Below are 12,726 nucleotides of genomic sequence, written 5' to 3' on the forward strand. Positions count from 1 at the left end.
AATGGCATTGGCAATTTTCGATCTGGACGAAACCCTCATCCACGGTGACTGCGCCTCACTGTGGAGCAAGCAGATGGCCCAACTGGGCTGGGTCGACGGCAAGGAATTCCTGCGCCGTGACCAAGAATTGATGGAAGCCTATGGCAAGGGCCATCTGCAGATGGAGGAATACATGGCCTTCAGCCTGGAGCCGATCGCAGGGCGTACCCTTGAGGAAGTCGAGCACCTGGTCGAACCCTGGGTCGAGGATGTGATCGAACCGATCATCTATGGCGACGCCTGTCGTTGCATCGCCGAGCACCGCAAGCGTGGCGACCGCATCCTGATCATCTCTGCCTCGGGCACCCACCTGGTCGGGCCGATCGCGGCGCGCCTGGGGGTGGATGAATACCTGGCCATCGAGCTGGAAGCGGTGAATGGCGTGTACACCGGCAAGACCCATGGCGTGCTGACCTACCGCGAAGGCAAGATCACCCGCCTGCTGGAGTGGCTGGATCAGGAACAGGAGAATCTGGAGGGAGCGAGCTTTTATTCAGACTCGCGCAATGACCTGCCCTTGTTGCTGAGGGTCGACTACCCCCATGTGGTCAACCCGGATCCGGTGCTGCGCGAACATGCGCAGACCAATGGATGGCCGATCCTGAGCTGGAGCTGATGTTCGCAGCGTTTGTTCCGGCCTTTCGCGGGTAAAACCATCCCACAAGACCAGTGGGGGGTTACCCGCGAACAGGCCAACCCGGCTTACACCAAGCCAGGGTCGATCACCAGCACCAGCTTGCCCGACACTTGGTTGCTCGCAAGCTCCGCAAACGCTGCCTCGGCAAAGGCCACCGGATACGTGTCCACCAGTTGCGGCGAAAGCCGTCCTTCGCTGAACAGCGGCCACACCTGTTGGCCCAGGTCACGCAACAGCTCGCCCTTGAAGGCATCGTCACGGCTGCGCAGCGTCGAGCCCGTGACCTGCACCCGCTTGGCCAGCAGTTGCGCCAGGTCCAGCTCAGCCTTGCGCCCGCCCATCAGGCCGATGATCACCCAACGACCGTCGCGCGCCAGCAGCTTGAGGTTGAGCGGCCCATAGCTGGCCCCTACCGGATCGAGGATCACATCGAACGGGCCGAAGCCTTCCAGTGCATCCAGGTTCTCGTTGCGCACCACTCCACCGGCCGCGCCCAGCGCCTGGCAATACGCCAGACGATCCTGCGAGCCGACGCTGACCCACACCGGGTTGCCGAACGCCTTGCACAACTGGATCGCCGCAGAGCCCACGCCACTGGCCCCGGCATGCACCAGTACCTTTTCACCCGCCTGCAGGCCAGCCAGTTGGAAGAGGTTCAGCCAGGCCGTGGCATATACCTCCGGGATCGCCGCCGCCTCGTGCAGGCTCAGGCCTTCGGGAACCGGCAGGACATGACGGGCATCCACCACCACTTCCTCGGCCATGCCGCCACCGGCCAGCAATGCGCAGACTCGGTCGCCAACGCGCCAATCAGCGCCTGGGCCGACTTCCTCGATCACCCCGGCGCACTCCAGGCCCAGGTACGGGCTGGCACCTGGGGGCGGCGGGTACAAGCCCGCGCGCTGGAGCAGGTCGGCACGGTTGAGTCCCGCTGCAGCCACACGGATTCGGACCTGACCCGCATCACAGGCCGGGCGCTCGGCTTCTACCCAGGCCACATGTCCGTCAACGCCTTGCAATGCCTTCACAGTGCCTCCATAGTTGAGTCATGACTGAGCCCGGGATCGCCATGTCCCGGGCTTTTTGCAGTATGCGTCCGGCTCTTCTGGAGCCGGCGAACGGAAAAGACGGCCTACTATGCGTGATCAATTGCCTTTACGTCGAATCAGCATGAAGCATTTCCTGCCCAGCACCGCCCTTGCCCTCATGATCGGCCTCGGCAGTCTCACGCTCGGCGCTAATGCATCGGCCGCCAACAAGTGGGACAGCCTGCAGCCGGACCGCGATGAGATCGTCGCCAGTCTCAACGTGGTGGAATTGCTCAAGCGCCACCACTACAGCAAGCCGCCGCTGGACGACGCCCGTTCGATCATCATCTACGACAGCTACATCAAGCTGCTCGACCCGTCGCGCAGTTACTTCACCGCTGCCGACATCGCCCAGTTCGACAAGTGGAAGACCCAGTTCGATGACTTCCTCAAAAGCGGCAACCTCGAGCCCGGCTTCACCATCTACAAGCGCTACCTGGACCGCGTGAAATCGCGCCTGGACTTTGCGCTGGCGGAGCTGGACAAAGGCGTCGACAAGATGGACTTCACCACCCGTGAAACCTTGCTGGTCGACCGCAAGGATGCCCCGTGGATGAAGAACGAGGCCGAGCTCGACGACCTGTGGCGCAAGCGCGTCAAAGATGAAGTCCTGCGCCAGAAGATCGCTGGCAAGGACCCCAAGCAGATCCAGGAAACCCTGACCAAGCGCTACAAGAACCAGCTGTCGCGCCTGGACCAGACCCGTGCCGAGGATATCTTCCAGGCCTACATCAATACCTTTGCCCAGTCGTACGACCCGCACACCAACTATCTGTCGCCGGATAACGCGGAAAACTTCGACATCAACATGAGCCTGTCGCTCGAAGGCATTGGCGCTGTCCTGCAAAGCGATAACGACCAGGTCAAGATCGTGCGCCTGGTACCGGCAGGCCCGGCCGCCAAGACCAAGCAGGTGGCACCGGCCGACAAGATCATCGGCGTGGCTCAGGGCAACAAGGAAATGGTCGACGTGGTCGGCTGGCGTCTGGACGAAGTGGTCAAGCTGATTCGCGGCCCGAAAGGCTCGGTGGTGCGCCTGGAGATCATCCCGGCCAGCAACGCGCCTAACGACCAGACCAGCAAGATCGTGTCGATCACCCGCGAGGCGGTCAAGCTTGAGGAGCAAGCCGCCAAGAAGTCGGTGCTCAAGCTCAAGCAGGACGGGCGCGAGTACAAGCTGGGCATCATCGAGATCCCGGCGTTCTACCTGGACTTCAAGGCCTATCGCGCAGGGGATCCGGACTACAAGAGCACCACCCGTGACGTGAAGAAGCTGCTGACCGAGCTGCAGAAGGAAAAAGTCGACGGCGTGGTCATCGACCTGCGCAACAACGGCGGCGGTTCCCTGCAAGAAGCCACCGAACTGACCAGCCTGTTCATCGAGAAGGGCCCGACAGTGCTGGTGCGCAACAGCGACGGCCGTGTCGATGTGCTCGAGGACGAGAACCCTGGCGCCTTCTACAAAGGCCCACTGGCCCTGCTGGTCAACCGCCTCTCGGCCTCGGCCTCGGAGATCTTCGCCGGTGCCATGCAGGACTACCATCGCGCCCTGATCATCGGCGGCCAGACCTTCGGCAAAGGCACCGTGCAGACCATCCAGCCGCTCAACCATGGCGAGCTGAAACTGACCCTGGCCAAGTTCTACCGGGTTTCCGGGCAGAGCACCCAGCACCAGGGCGTCCTGCCGGACATCGACTACCCGTCGATCATCGACACCAAGGAAATCGGCGAAAGCGCCCTGCCAGAAGCCATGCCGTGGGACACCATCCGCCCCGTCGTGCGCCCAGCCGTGGACCCGTTCAAGCCATTCCTGACCGAGCTCAAGGCCCGCCACGATGCGCGCAGCGCCAAGGATCCGGAGTTTGCCTATATCCGCGATCGCCTGGCCCTGACCCAGAAGCTGATGAACGAAAAGACCGTCAGCCTCAACGAGCAGGAGCGCCGCGCCCGCCACGACGAGATCGAAGCCAAGCAACTGGCGCTGGAGAACATCCGTCGCAAGGCCAAGGGCGAAGAACCGCTCAAGGAGCTCAAGAAGGAAGACGAGGACGCCCTGCCGACCGAGGACGAGGACACCAAGCCGGAAGACGATGCCTACCTGTCCGAAACAGGGCGCATCTTGCTCGACTACCTGAGCCTCAATTCGCAGGTAGCCAAGCACTAAAAAGCGTGATGGCAGAATAATGCGACCTGTCATCAAATAGTCATTCGACTGTCGTGAAATAGAAGGGCCGGACGCGCAAGCGCCCGGCCCTTTTTCTTTCAGGAAGCAGTCCATGACCGTCGCCGAACAGCTCAGCGCATTGAGCGCCATCCTGGCTCAACGCAGCATCCATAGCCTGTTCCAGCCGATCATCTGCCTTTCCGAACGCCGCGTCTTTGGTTACGAGGCGCTCAGTCGCGGGCCTTCCAACAGCCCGTTGCACGCCCCCCTGAACCTGTTCGCCATCGCCCACCAGGCCGGTCGCCTCACCGAACTGGAAGAGGCCTGCCGCGACAGTGCTTGCCGGCGCTTCTGTGACCAGGCGCTGGAGGGCAAGCTGTTTCTCAACGTCTCGCCCGAGTCGCTACTCGAGCCACATTACCCCTCCGGCCGTACCCTCAGGCTGCTGGAGCAGGTTGGGCTGCCGCCGAGCCGCGTGGTCATCGAGTTGACCGAACACACCCCGACCGACGATTTCCAGCTGCTGTCCAACGCCCTGCACCACTACCGCGACATGGGCTTTTCCATTGCTCTGGACGATCTGGGGGCAGGTTACTCCAGCCTGCGCCTGTGGTCAGAACTGCGGCCAGACTACGTGAAGATCGATCGGCATTTCATCGACGGGATCCATCTGGACGCGCTCAAACGCGAATTCGTAGGCTCCATCCTGCAGATCGCACGCGCCTCAAGGGCCCAGGTGATCGCCGAGGGCATCGAACTCGCAGAAGAACTGGCGGTACTTCGGGAAATGGGCGTGGACCTGGTTCAGGGCTACCTGCTTGGCCGGCCACAGGAGTACCCGCCACGCGATGGACTCCATCTGCTGCTTCAGACCGACAGCGATACGCCCGCCCCCAGAACTGCGCTCGACGACCTGAGCGCGTTGCTGATCGAACGACCGGCGGTGACGCTTCATAGCAAGATCGAAGAGGTGCTGAATACGTTCGAGGCATGCGCCGGAGTCAACGCCCTCGCCGTGCTGGATGAACAGGGCAGCCCCTGCGGCATCATCCATCGCCAGGGGTTGCTGGCCACTCCGGCGACAGCGATTGCGCAACTGATGAGTGTGGATTTTCTGACCTTGGAGCGCCGCAAGTCGCTGCACCAGGCCAGCCGCCTGATTACCAGCAGGGCACGCCAACGCCTCGATGAAGACTTTGTCATCACCCACAACGGCCGCTATCTGGGCACCGGGCGGGTGCTCGACCTGCTGAGGTTGATCACCGAACAGACAGCGGTCTGATCAACTGCCGTCAGGCGTGCTCCGGATAGCTGTACTCGAACACTCGCACCACCTCGGAGGCATGCCAAGACGCCGCTTCCAGGCCATCGACCGGCCCGGAAAAACGCCCCAGGCGCTCTACGCACTCAAAGAAGCCGGTACGCGGCAGGCGGCTGGCGCCCTGGCTGATCACCAACGAGCTGCGCAGCGGCTGATCGGCACGGGCATCGAGGACGGCGAGGTACTCCAGGGCGGCGGTCAAGGTCTGCATGGCCGGGCTGGGGAGCTGCAGACGTTCGATCAAGGCACGGTAGGTAAGCAGGTGACGTTGACGGCGGGCCACATCGAGCTCGCCCAGCAGGCTCTCCCAATGCTGTCGACTGATCCTCACCTGGCTCATGATGGCTCGCTCCAGCCAGCGATACCCAGGTGCCAGGCCAGACTGCGCAAGATCGCAGCGTCCGGCTGACGTTCACCGGCTTCGATCATACCCAGGTAAGCCGGGCTGATACCGACACTGCGCGCCAGTTGCTCCGGCGCCAGGCCCTTGGCTTCACGCAATCGCGTCAGTTCGCTCAATGGTGCCAGGCTCGGTGCCTCGGCGGCGGCAGGCGCTTTCGGCTCTACGCTGGCAGTCGCCTGCCCGGCAGCCTTGAGCAACGCCTGATACTGCTCCCAGGGCACTACGGCGTACTCGGGTTGACCGTCCCGGCTGATGACCTGAATACCCATTACAACCCCCTTTACGTAGGATTACAGCATGTAATCCGTAGGCATAATCCTTATGCCAATTATATGTCCAAGCGCGGGGGTCTGTGCAGATCAGGCGGATTCGCGTTTTTGCAGAAGATCTGGGAGTCGTCTGCTTCGCAGCGGTTCGACGCTTCGATAGACCGCCCCCACAGGTGCTGCGCAGATTTCAAGGGCACCTCTGGGAGCAAAGCCTCAGGGCGCGCGACGCTCAAGGCGCAGGCTTTCGGGGGTATCCGGCAGACGCTCCACCACCCGTAGCCGCTCGGGCGCCTGGCTGTCGCGCCAGGCCTTGAAGCGGTTCAGTTCATCGGCCACGGTCTTGAGCACCCAGCCGAGTACGGCGATGTCGTCGAGAAAACCGACACCTACCAGCCAATCGGGAATGGCATCCAGCGGGCTGACAAAGTACAGCAGACCAGCCACCACGGTGATCAACGCCTTGGAGCTGATAGCCCGGTACTCCCCACGCCACCAAGCCAGGCATAGGGCCTGCAACAGGCGTACATCCTCACGCAGTTGGCCAAGCTTCGGACCTTTGCGTGCCACGGCGAACAACAAGGCAGGCAGACGGCCACGGCTGAGCAGGCGCTCTGCCAAAGGCAGGAAGCGGGCGAAATTCCAGGGTGCGCTCATAAGGCCTCCATATCGGCAGGGAAGGTTATCCACATTTATTGTGGATAACCTTGTGAACAGGGTGCAGTTTCCGACGCGAGGTGCCCACCGGGCAAGGGTCTCGCTCAGATCGGGCGTTTTTTACACAGTCGTTTCAAATCCGCAAACGTTTTGCTTGCGTGGCGCCCTCCCCTTGCTAAGACCCTGTAGCCGTGGCGAGGTTCGTCTTTACCGGCCTGCAGAAACGACAACGCCCCGTCGAGACGGGGCGTTGGGAACAGCGCAATTACTTGGCTGGCGCTTCGGCTTCAGGAGCCTCAGCCTCGCCTTCAGCCTTGGCTGGATCCTTGATGCCGATCAGCTCCAGGTCGAACACCAGGACCGAGTTGGCCGGGATCAGCGGGCTCGGGCTCTGGGCGCCGTAAGCCAAGTCAGCCGGGATGTACAGTTTGTACTTCTCGCCAACGTGCATCAGTTGCAGACCTTCAACCCAGCCAGGGATTACACCGCTGACAGGCAGATCAATCGGGCTGCCGCGCTCGACGGAGCTGTCGAAGACCTTGCCATCGATCAGCTTGCCTTCGTAGTGGACAGTGACCACGTCGGTCGGCTTGGGTTGCGGGCCGTCGGCCTTCTTGACCACTTCATACTGCAGGCCCGACGCGGTGGTGACCACGCCTGGCTTCTTGGCGTTGTCTTCGAGGAATTTCTTACCGGCGCTGGCCGCTTCCTCGCTGGCCTTGGCCAGGCGTTCTTCGGCGCGCTTCTGCAGCGCGGTGAACGCCTCGACCAGCTCTTCGTCCTTGATGCGTTGCTCTTTCTTGGCAACCGCATCCTCGATACCGAGGGCTACTGCTTTGGAATCAAGGTCTTCCATGCCTTCCTGAGCCAGGCTCTTGCCCATGTTCAGGCCGATACCGTAGGAGGCTTTCTGTGCCGGAGTCTTCAGCTCGACGCTGCTGGTCTGAGCGTCGCAGCCCGCCAGGACCAGGCCAACCAGGGCAACCGCAGCCGCCAAACGATGCTGTTTCATGCTAGTTCCTTGTTCATGCGCCATAAGGGCAATCAGGTAAAGCCGCGAGCTTAGCAGGCGGCCGTGACCAATGGCTACCGGCATGAGAGCAGGGAATGTCCGATAAGTTCACGGATATTTCCGATCCATTAAAGGAGACATCGTCCATACGCCTAGCTGACTCGAGCCGCAAGGCTGCCTTCGATATGGCCAAAGGCCTGCAACGCTCAAGGATACAAGCCATCCCGATACTGCTCCGCGACTTCACGCAGCACCTCGCACACCCATTGTCCAGGCAGGCCCTGGGGCAGTGCGGCATTGCGGCAGATGCCCACCGAACCGCCAGGCTCACACACACCGAGGTCCAGTTCGACCAGCTCGCCGCGCCCCAGGTCGATCAGTACCGCGTCACGCGGCGCCACCCAGACCGCATCGCTGCCAAGCAGGTAACGACGGCTCAAGGCCAGGGACAACGTCTCCAGGCGCTGGGCTGGCATCTGGATCGCGCACTGCACGAATAGGCTGTCGGCGTGCTGGCGGATGGTCGTGCCCTGGGGCGGCAGCACCAGCGGGTAGTCGCCGACCCGCGCGCGTTCCAGAGACTGGCGCGCCAGCAAGGGATGCCCCGGCCGTACCACTAAAGTCATCGATTCGCTGTACAAATGCTCGAAGGACAGCCCCTGGATTTGAGGGCTGTCGGTCATACGCCCGACCACCAGTTCCAATTCACCCACGCGCAGCTGCCCCAGTAGCTGGGCACTGGCGCCGGTCACCACTTCGATCACCAATGCCGAGTGCCGCTGGTGCAGCCGGCAAAGGACCTCCGGCATGAGCAGGCTTTCGACCGTCGACAGGACACCAATGCGCACCTGCGACGGTGCCCGCGCCTCGCCGCGCACACTGCCCACGCCTTCGCGCAGCGCCTGGACGCTGGGTCCGGCATAGCGCATGAACAAGGTACCCGCGGCGGTCAGCTCGGCGCCTTGGCGGGTGCGCTCGAACAGCCGGGTTTCGAGCAGTTCTTCCAGCTCGCGCAGGGTCTTGGAAATCGCCGGCTGGCTGATCGCCAACACGTCCGCGGCCCTGGCCAGGCTGCCCTGACGGGCAATCTCCAGAAAGCACAGCAGATGGCGATATTTGATGCGGGTGTCGAGGTTCATGCCCGGCAGCTTGCAGCCTCGAGCCCCGCGCTTCAAGCACCTGTTCACCCTCCCCCTCCAAGCGGTGGCGCATGCATCGTCTGCAGGGCTATTCTGGCGACTCTTTGCCAATACGATCCTAGCCCCGCCAATGTCCCAAGTAATTCTCAAGACCCCGGCCCAACTCGACCTCATGCGCCGAGCAGGCCAACTGCTAGCCCAGGTGTTCGCTGATCTGGACGGTTTCATTCGCCCAGGCGTGACCACACTGCAGATCAACGACCGCGCCGAGGCTTTCATCGTCCAGACGCTCAAGGCGCGACCGGCGAGCAAAGGGCAGTACGGCTTCCCCTATGCGCTGAACACCTCCGTGGATCATGTGGTATGCCATGGCATGCCAAAGGCCGACGAAGTGCTCAGGGAGGGGTCCATCATCAATGTCGACATCACCCTGGAACAGGGTGGCTATATTGCCGACTCGTCGAAAATGTACTGTCTAGGCCAGATCAGCGACGACGCCCGGCGCTTGGTGGATACAACTTATGCGGCACTCTGGAAAGGCATTGCCCAGGTTCGCCCTGGCGCCACCCTCGGCGATATCGGCCATGCCATCCAGGTTCACGCCGAGGCGGCGGGCTACAGCGTGGTCCGGGAATACTGCGGCCACGGCATCGGCCAACAAATGCACGAAGGCCCTGAAGTCCTCCACTTCGGCCAGCCTGGCATGGGCATGAAGCTAAAGCCCGGCATGGTCTTCACCATCGAACCGATGATCAACCAGGGCGGACGCGGCACACGCACCTTGCGCGATGGCTGGACCGTGATTACCCGCGACCATTCGCTGTCAGCCCAGTGGGAACATACGGTGGCAGTGACGGAAACTGGCGTGGAGGTGCTGACGCTGCGTGAGGAAGAAAAAACCCAGGCAATCGCGACGGCCTGACTGCCACGCGCCCCACTCGCGATCGCGGAATCTCTCTGAGCGCCTGTGGGCCAGAGGAACGTCAGAAACAAAAAAAGCGACCCTAAGGTCGCTTTCTTTGTGGCTTCCGGGTGTTCAGTGGGCCCTGGAAGCTGGAATATGGCGCAGCGGACGGGACTCGAACCCGCGACCCCCGGCGTGACAGGCCGGTATTCTAACCGACTGAACTACCGCTGCGCTAAACATCGAGAAGTGGTGGGTGATGACGGGATCGAACCGCCGACCCTCTGCTTGTAAGGCAGATGCTCTCCCGGCTGAGCTAATCACCCAACGTCTCGGTGTGGCGCGCATTCTACGGAGGACCCGCCACCCTGGCAAGCACTTTTTTAAAAAAAATTTTGAGATCTTTCAAAGACCTAGCGCAACCACGCTTTTCCTTATGAATAAGTGCCTGGTGGCCCTCTGACAGGGTTGGCCTGTGGCCGCCCCTCGGAGAATAATGCCCGCCTTATGCATTAAGGAGAGACTCACCCTCATGTGGTTCAAGAACCTGCTGACCTACCGCCTGACCCAGGACATCCCGTTCGAGCCCGAGGCACTGGAAGCCGCCCTGGCCAGCAAGCCGGCCCGCCCCTGCGCCAGCCAAGAGCTGACCACCTACGGCTTCGTCGCCCCGTTCGGCAAGGGCGAGGATGCTCCTCTGGTGCACGTCAGCGGTGACTTCCTGCTGATCGCCGCGCGCAAGGAAGAGCGCATCCTGCCGAGCAGCGTGGTCAACGATGCGGTCAAGGAAAAGGTCGAAGAGATCGAGACCGAGCAAATGCGCAAGGTCTACAAGAAGGAGCGTGACCAGATCAAGGACGACATCATTCAGTCGTTCCTGCCGCGCGCCTTCATCCGCCGCTCGATGATCTTCGCCGCCATCGCCCCTCGCCTGGGCCTGATCTTGGTCAACTCGGCCAGCGCCAAACGCGCCGAAGACCTGCTGTCGACCCTGCGTGAAGTCATGGGTTCGCTGCCAGTGCGTCCGGTCACCGTGAAGATCGCCCCGAGCGCGACCATGACCGACTGGGTCAAATCCCAGGCACCTGCGCCAGACTTCTTCGTCCTGGACGAATGCGAGCTGCGCGATACCCATGAAGACGGCGGTATCGTTCGTTGCAAGCGTCAGGATCTGGCCAGCGAAGAGATCCAACTGCACTTGGGTACCGGCAAAGTGGTCACTCAATTGGCCCTGGCCTGGCAGGACAAGCTCTCGTTCGTGCTGGACGACAAGACCGTGATCAAGCGCCTGAAGTTCGAGGAGCTGCTGCAGGAGCAAGCCGAACAGGATGGCGGTGAAGAAGCCCAACAGCAGTTCGATGCGAGCTTCACCCTGATGATGATGACCTTCACCGAGTTCTTGCCGGCGCTGTTCGAGGCGTTGGGTGGCGAGGAGATTCCGCAAGGGGTCTGACTCGGTAACCATCATCCGCCTATCGCGGGGCACGCCCACTCCTGCAGGGTCATCGCAACCCCTGCAGGTGCGGGTTTGCCCCGCGATTGCTTTGGCCCAGGCGACAAGTGAACATCTGGCGCCATCACCTATATAAAGACAAAAGGACCTGCCCCATGCGTGCCCTCGCCGCCCTCAGCCGCTTCGTCGGCAATACCTTCGCCCTCTGGGTGCTGGTGTTCGCCTGCCTGGCCTTCCTCGTGCCCGAATGGTTCATCGCCTTGAAGGTCGCCATCGTGCCTCTGCTGGGCCTGGTGATGTTCGGCATGGGCCTGACCCTCAAGCTCGACGACTTCGCCGCCCTCGCCCGCCAGCCCTGGCGGGTGGCGCTGGGAGTGGTGGCGCACTTCGTGATCATGCCGGGCATGGCCTGGCTGCTGTGCCAGCTGTTCCAGTTGCCCGCCGAGATCGCCGTGGGCGTAATCCTGGTCGGCTGCTGCCCAAGCGGCACGGCGTCCAACGTGATGGTCTGGCTGTCGAAGGGTGATCTGGCGCTCGCGGTGGCGATCGCCGCAGTGACCACCCTGCTCGCGCCACTGCTGACACCGGCACTGATCTGGTTCCTGGCCTCGGCCTGGCTGCCGGTGTCCTTCATGGACATGTTCTGGTCAATCCTGCAGTTGGTGATGTTGCCCATCGTGCTCGGCGTGGTTGCCCAGCGTGTGCTGGGTGCGCGCGTGCAGATGGCCATTCAGGTGTTGCCGCTGGTGTCGGTGGTGAGCATCGTCATGATCGTGTGCGCGGTGGTGGCGGCCAGCCAGGCGAAGATTGCCGAGTCGGGCCTGTTGATCATGGCGGTGGTCATCCTGCACAACGGCTTTGGCTTCTTGCTCGGCTATATCACCGGCAAGCTGTGCAAGTTGCCGCTGGCCCAGCGCAAATCGCTGGCGCTGGAGGTGGGCATGCAGAACTCTGGGCTTGGCGCAGCGCTGGCGGCGGCGCATTTTTCACCGCTGGCGGCGGTACCCAGTGCGCTGTTCAGTGTGTGGCACAACATTTCCGGGGCGCTGCTGTCGACCTGGTTCCGCCGGATGGAAAACCCTGACGGCGTTGTCCGGGCTGTGCCAGACAGCCACTGATGTTTCCAGCGCCGGCCTGTCGCAGGACAAACCTGCCTCGGCATGGCCGGCGCTGATACCGAGAATCCGTTGGACTTGCCCTCTTTTCTGGAAATGGGCAGTATAGTGCGCACTGTGAGGACGACCTCACGACGCTCTGCGTGATCATTCAGGGGGACGGCCCCATCCTTAACAACGATGGAGACCACCATGTCCTGGATCATCCTGTTCTTCGCTGGCCTGTTCGAAGTTGGCTGGGCTGTAGGCCTGAAGTACACCGACGGCTTCACCCGTCCGCTCCCCACCGCACTGACCGTCGCAGCCATGGCCGTGAGCCTGGGCCTTCTGGGCCTGGCCATGAAGGAACTGCCGCTGGGCACGGCGTATGCCGTATGGACCGGCGTCGGCGCCGTCGGCACTGTGATCGCCGGCATCATCCTGTTCGGCGAGTCCATGGCGATCATGCGCCTGATCAGCGTTGCACTGATCATCGCCGGCCTGGTCGGCCTGAAGGTCAGCACCAGCTGACCTTCCTCCTTTCATCAC

General features: G+C 62.2%; 12 protein-coding genes, 2 tRNA genes and 1 pseudogene. 7 read left to right on the plus strand and 8 right to left on the minus strand.

Going from position 1 to position 12,726, the window contains the following annotated elements; all coding sequences use genetic code 11:
• Nucleotide 1: 1 nt before the first annotated feature.
• A complete protein-coding gene (locus tag ACNFCH_RS13130) occupies nucleotides 2-655 on the plus strand; it encodes an HAD family hydrolase (RefSeq protein ID WP_337157473.1) in 654 nt (217 codons plus the stop codon).
• An 86-nt stretch (nucleotides 656-741) separates the two neighbouring features.
• Here the strand turns inward: ACNFCH_RS13130 and ACNFCH_RS13135 are convergent, their stop codons facing one another.
• Nucleotides 742-1,704, minus strand: coding sequence for an NAD(P)H-quinone oxidoreductase (locus tag ACNFCH_RS13135; RefSeq protein WP_337157472.1), 963 nt, complete (start codon nucleotides 1,702-1,704; stop codon nucleotides 742-744).
• Between the two features lie 142 nt (nucleotides 1,705-1,846).
• Between ACNFCH_RS13135 and ACNFCH_RS13140 the strand changes: the two genes are divergently transcribed.
• Nucleotides 1,847-3,928, plus strand: a complete 2,082-nt coding sequence (locus tag ACNFCH_RS13140) for a carboxy terminal-processing peptidase (protein WP_337157471.1) — start codon at nucleotides 1,847-1,849, stop codon at nucleotides 3,926-3,928.
• Between the two features lie 112 nt (nucleotides 3,929-4,040).
• Nucleotides 4,041-5,195, plus strand: a pseudogene (locus ACNFCH_RS13145) (EAL domain-containing protein); the annotation flags it as partial.
• A gap of 25 nt (nucleotides 5,196-5,220) precedes the next feature.
• Here ACNFCH_RS13145 and ACNFCH_RS13150 read toward each other — a convergent pair.
• From ACNFCH_RS13150 to pcaQ, 5 genes are all read right to left on the minus strand, one after another.
• Nucleotides 5,221-5,589 carry a hypothetical protein gene (locus ACNFCH_RS13150; protein ID WP_043206664.1) on the minus strand — a complete coding sequence of 123 codons (369 nt, stop codon included), beginning with the start codon at nucleotides 5,587-5,589 and terminating at the stop codon, nucleotides 5,221-5,223.
• Entirely contained in the window at nucleotides 5,586-5,921 is a 336-nt protein-coding gene (locus ACNFCH_RS13155; protein ID WP_416742946.1) for a helix-turn-helix domain-containing protein, read from the minus strand. Before ACNFCH_RS13155 ends, ACNFCH_RS13150 begins: the two co-directional genes overlap by 4 nt.
• 213 nt (nucleotides 5,922-6,134) lie before the next feature.
• Nucleotides 6,135-6,575 (minus strand): YkvA family protein, encoded by a 441-nt coding sequence (locus ACNFCH_RS13160; RefSeq protein ID WP_196164543.1) that lies wholly within the window; start codon nucleotides 6,573-6,575, stop codon nucleotides 6,135-6,137.
• Nucleotides 6,576-6,840: 265 nt separating this feature from the next.
• Nucleotides 6,841-7,587 (minus strand): FKBP-type peptidyl-prolyl cis-trans isomerase, encoded by a 747-nt coding sequence (locus ACNFCH_RS13165; RefSeq protein WP_337157470.1) that lies wholly within the window; start codon nucleotides 7,585-7,587, stop codon nucleotides 6,841-6,843.
• 206 nt (nucleotides 7,588-7,793) lie between these two features.
• Nucleotides 7,794-8,726 carry a pca operon transcription factor PcaQ gene (gene pcaQ / locus ACNFCH_RS13170; RefSeq protein ID WP_416742947.1) on the minus strand — a complete coding sequence of 311 codons (933 nt, stop codon included), beginning with the start codon at nucleotides 8,724-8,726 and terminating at the stop codon, nucleotides 7,794-7,796.
• 130 nt (nucleotides 8,727-8,856) lie between these two features.
• Here pcaQ and map point away from each other — a divergent pair, with 130 nt between their 5' ends.
• Complete coding sequence (gene map, locus ACNFCH_RS13175) at nucleotides 8,857-9,648, plus strand: type I methionyl aminopeptidase (RefSeq protein ID WP_196164540.1); 792 nt, start codon at nucleotides 8,857-8,859, stop codon at nucleotides 9,646-9,648.
• Nucleotides 9,649-9,787: 139 nt separating this feature from the next.
• Here the strand turns inward: map and ACNFCH_RS13180 are convergent.
• Nucleotides 9,788-9,864: transfer RNA gene (locus tag ACNFCH_RS13180), tRNA-Asp, on the minus strand.
• Nucleotides 9,865-9,880: 16 nt separating this feature from the next.
• Nucleotides 9,881-9,956, minus strand: a tRNA-Val gene (locus tag ACNFCH_RS13185).
• Nucleotides 9,957-10,162: 206 nt separating this feature from the next.
• On the opposite strand from ACNFCH_RS13185, the gene rdgC reads away from it, so the two are divergent.
• The 3 genes from rdgC (at nucleotide 10,163) to sugE (ending at nucleotide 12,708) form a co-directional block, all read left to right on the plus strand.
• Nucleotides 10,163-11,083: a recombination-associated protein RdgC gene (rdgC, locus tag ACNFCH_RS13190; protein WP_337157467.1), complete on the plus strand. Its 921-nt coding sequence runs from the start codon at nucleotides 10,163-10,165 to the stop codon at nucleotides 11,081-11,083.
• Between the two features lie 155 nt (nucleotides 11,084-11,238).
• A complete protein-coding gene (locus ACNFCH_RS13195) occupies nucleotides 11,239-12,201 on the plus strand; it encodes a bile acid:sodium symporter family protein (protein WP_416742948.1) in 963 nt (320 codons plus the stop codon).
• A gap of 189 nt (nucleotides 12,202-12,390) precedes the next feature.
• Nucleotides 12,391-12,708, plus strand: a complete 318-nt coding sequence (gene sugE / locus ACNFCH_RS13200) for a quaternary ammonium compound efflux SMR transporter SugE (protein WP_196164538.1) — start codon at nucleotides 12,391-12,393, stop codon at nucleotides 12,706-12,708.
• The last annotated feature ends 18 nt before the right edge of the window (nucleotides 12,709-12,726 follow it).

The sequence above is a fragment of the Pseudomonas sp. NY15354 genome (genome assembly GCF_048068075.1).
Lineage (GTDB): Bacteria > Pseudomonadota > Gammaproteobacteria > Pseudomonadales > Pseudomonadaceae > Aquipseudomonas > Aquipseudomonas guariconensis_C.

What these genes read in the sequence shown, in the direction of transcription:
- ACNFCH_RS13155 (WP_416742946.1), bottom strand. Translation starts at nt 5,921, where the DNA reads ATGGGTATTCAGGTCATCAGCCGGGACGGTCAACCCGAGTACGCCGTA.
- ACNFCH_RS13140 (WP_337157471.1), top strand. Translation starts at nt 1,847, where the DNA reads ATGAAGCATTTCCTGCCCAGCACCGCCCTTGCCCTCATGATCGGCCTC.
- ACNFCH_RS13195 (WP_416742948.1), top strand. Translation starts at nt 11,239, where the DNA reads ATGCGTGCCCTCGCCGCCCTCAGCCGCTTCGTCGGCAATACCTTCGCC.
- ACNFCH_RS13160 (WP_196164543.1), bottom strand. Translation starts at nt 6,575, where the DNA reads ATGAGCGCACCCTGGAATTTCGCCCGCTTCCTGCCTTTGGCAGAGCGC.
- ACNFCH_RS13165 (WP_337157470.1), bottom strand. Translation starts at nt 7,587, where the DNA reads ATGAAACAGCATCGTTTGGCGGCTGCGGTTGCCCTGGTTGGCCTGGTC.
- sugE (WP_196164538.1), top strand. Translation starts at nt 12,391, where the DNA reads ATGTCCTGGATCATCCTGTTCTTCGCTGGCCTGTTCGAAGTTGGCTGG.
- ACNFCH_RS13150 (WP_043206664.1), bottom strand. Translation starts at nt 5,589, where the DNA reads ATGAGCCAGGTGAGGATCAGTCGACAGCATTGGGAGAGCCTGCTGGGC.
- map (WP_196164540.1), top strand. Translation starts at nt 8,857, where the DNA reads ATGTCCCAAGTAATTCTCAAGACCCCGGCCCAACTCGACCTCATGCGC.
- pcaQ (WP_416742947.1), bottom strand. Translation starts at nt 8,726, where the DNA reads ATGAACCTCGACACCCGCATCAAATATCGCCATCTGCTGTGCTTTCTG.
- rdgC (WP_337157467.1), top strand. Translation starts at nt 10,163, where the DNA reads ATGTGGTTCAAGAACCTGCTGACCTACCGCCTGACCCAGGACATCCCG.
- ACNFCH_RS13130 (WP_337157473.1), top strand. Translation starts at nt 2, where the DNA reads ATGGCATTGGCAATTTTCGATCTGGACGAAACCCTCATCCACGGTGAC.